The sequence below is a fragment of the Bradyrhizobium sp. genome, assembly GCF_047605465.1.
In the GTDB taxonomy this organism is placed as follows: Bacteria; Pseudomonadota; Alphaproteobacteria; order Rhizobiales; family Xanthobacteraceae; genus Bradyrhizobium.
In genome coordinates this window covers 1-2,892 of the sequence record NZ_JASGFS010000129.1, presented here as the reverse complement: position 1 = coordinate 2,892, position 2,892 = coordinate 1, and the positions used below count along the sequence as shown (strand labels likewise).

The 2,892-nt window shown below is 65.4% G+C and carries 2 protein-coding genes; both read left to right on the top strand.

All coding sequences use genetic code 11. The features are described 5' to 3' along the window. Nucleotides 1–873: Mrp/NBP35 family ATP-binding protein (locus tag QM712_RS36155; protein ID WP_415027922.1), on the top strand; the 873-nt coding region annotated here is incomplete at its 5' end. Nucleotides 874–1,078: 205 nt separating this feature from the next. Beyond that, a complete protein-coding gene (locus tag QM712_RS36150) occupies nt 1,079–2,167 on the top strand; it encodes a TRAP transporter substrate-binding protein (protein WP_415027921.1) in 1,089 nt (362 codons plus the stop codon). Nucleotides 2,168–2,892 lie beyond the last annotated feature (725 nt).

Genomic DNA, 2,892 nt, shown 5'->3' with positions numbered 1-2,892 from the left:
CCACCGCCGGCCCCGAGCCGGGGCGCGCGCGGCGGTCAGCCCGTCCATGCCCACAAGCCCCCGCAGGGCGGTGGCTCGCCGATGGCGCGGCAGTCGGAAATTCCGGGCGTTGCCGCGGTGATCGCGGTGGCTTCGGGCAAGGGCGGCGTCGGCAAGTCGACCACCGCGCTCAACCTGGCGCTGGGCCTGCGCGACCTCGGCCTCAAGGTCGGGCTGCTCGATGCCGACATCTACGGCCCCTCGGTGCCACGGCTGACCGGCCTGCACGACAAGCCGGAGCTGAACGGCGAGCGCAAGATGATTCCGCTCAAGCGCTTCGGCCTTGCGATCATGTCGATCGGCTTCCTGGTCGAGGAAGAGACCGCGATGATCTGGCGCGGCCCGATGGTGATGTCGGCGGTGACGCAGATGCTGCGCGACGTCGAATGGGGCCAGCTCGATGTCCTCGTCGTCGACATGCCGCCGGGGACGGGCGATGCCCAGCTCACCCTCGCGCAGAACGTGCCGCTGAAGGGCGCGGTGATCGTCTCGACCCCGCAGGACCTGTCCCTGATCGACGCGCGGCGCGGCCTTGCCATGTTCAAGAAGGTCAATGTGCCGGTCCTCGGCATCGTCGAGAACATGAGCTATTTCCAGTGCCCGCATTGCGGCACGCGGTCCGACATCTTCGGCCATGGCGGGGCGCGGCACGAGGCCGAGAAGCTCGACGTGCCGTTCCTGGGCGAGATTCCCCTGCACATGTCGATTCGCGCCACCTCGGATGCCGGCAATCCCGTGGTCGACAGCGAGCCGGATGGCCCTCATGCGGCGATCTATCGCGCCATTGCGGGACAGGTCCGGGACCAGCTCAAGGGCGTCATTGCCGCGGCCTGAGCCGGGTTCGAGCCCTTCCGTTGGGGACATGCGACTTTCGTACAGTCCCGTCATGCCAATGTCGCGTTCCGAAACGGGGGCTTCCGTGTTAAAGGCCCACGGCAGTCAAGCCCCTTCGGTTCGACGCGGGCCAAACGCGTCGCCGGAACGAGCGGCGGCAAAAGAGAAGTTTAGGGGAAACGCCCCAGCAAGGAGAGACCTGAAGATGAAGCGTCGTGATTTCCTGAAAGTGTCGGCAGCCGGCGCCGCGGCGACCGCGGTGGCCTCCCCGGCGATTGCGCAGTCCTCGCCCGAGATCAAGTGGCGCATGACTTCGAGCTTCCCGAAGTCGCTGGACACGATCTACGGCGGCGGCGAGCAGGTGGCGAAGTACGTCGCCGAAATGACCGACAACAAATTCCAGATCCAGGTGTTCGCCGCCGGTGAAATCGTTCCCGGCCTCCAGGCGCTCGATGCGACCTCGAACGGCACCGTCGAGATGTGCCACACCGTCTCGTACTATTATGTCGGCAAGGACCCGACCTGGGCGATCTACGCCTCGGTGCCGTTCGGCCTCAACGCGCGCATGCAGAACTCCTGGTGGTACCAGGGCGGCGGCGAGCAGCTCGGCAACGAGTTCTTCAAGAAGTCGAACGTGATCGGTCACCCCTGCGGCAACACCGGCACCCAGATGGGCGGCTGGTTCCGCAAGGAGATCAAGACCGTTGCCGACCTCTCCGGCCTCAAGATGCGCATCGGCGGCATCGCCGGCCAGGTGCTCCAGAAGGTCGGCGTGGTGCCGCAGCAGCTCGCCGGCGGCGACATCTATCCGGCGCTGGAAAAGGGCACCATCGACGCGGCCGAGTGGGTCGGCCCCTACGATGACGAGAAGCTCGGCTTCGCCAAGGTCGCCAAGTACTACTACTATCCGGGTTTCTGGGAGGGTGGTCCGACCGTCCACGCCTTTACCAACCTGGACAAGTGGAACTCGCTGCCGAAGAACTACCAGGCGATCCTCACCAACGCGATGGCCAACGCCAACAGCTGGATGGCCGCCCGCTACGACATGCAGAACCCGAAGGCGCTGAAGAGCCTCGTCGCCGGCGGTACGCAGCTCCGTCCCTTCACCAACGAAGTGCTCGAGGCCTGCCTCAAGGCGACCAACGAGTTGTGGGCGGAGATCTCGGCCAAGAACGCCGACTTCAAGAAGTCGATCGACGCCATGCAGGCCTACCGCTCCGACGAATATCTGTGGTGGCAGGTCGCAGAATACACCTTCGACAGCTTCATGATCCGCTCGCGCACCCGCGGCTGATCGGAGCCCTGGTCTTCGGACCGGAAGGCCCGGCCTCGTAAGAGGCCGGGCTTTTTCTTTGGCCGGCAGGCGTCGTGGCCGCTGCGGCGCCGGTGCGGTTTCGTCAAAATCCGTAGAACAACCCCATGCACAGTAGAGGCGCAGGGCAGGCGCGTTGCCCTGTGGCGGCGGCCAACGGCCTGAGATGCCGAACCGATTCAGTGCGACGGCGCATGACTGCGGCGGCCGGCGCGACGGTTCGACCGATGCGATCGCCCCGGAATGACATTGGCCTGGGAGAGTCCGCTTCCCCATCGTCATTGCGAGCGCAGCGAAGCAATCCAGAGGCCCGCCGCGGAAAGATGCTGGATTGCTTCGCTGGGTTCGCAATGACGAGAGGATGGAGCGCGGCCGGGACGCTCGGCCGTTTGACATGCCGGGCAAAACAGGGGCAAAAGTCGATTATCGAATAATCCGAAATCGTGACGCGGGAAGCCGCGCTCCCCATATCGAAGCCTGCCTTTCTCACGCGATCTCTGCGGCAGGCTGCTTTATGCGCGTTCGACAGCTCATGATGCGCTCGCGCATCAGCGGGTGGTTTCTCCACGACGGGCAAGGACACAAGGCCCGGTCCGCGCGGAAAACTTTGTCCGCGGGCTCAGGTTCGCGAGGCTTCGCGGGTTTCGAGAATGCAGCTGCGCCAGTCGCTGGTCCTGCATTCGGCCGGCCAGCCTCCGCCGAGCGCC

What these genes read in the sequence shown, in the direction of transcription:
- QM712_RS36150 (WP_415027921.1), top strand. Translation starts at nt 1,079, where the DNA reads ATGAAGCGTCGTGATTTCCTGAAAGTGTCGGCAGCCGGCGCCGCGGCG.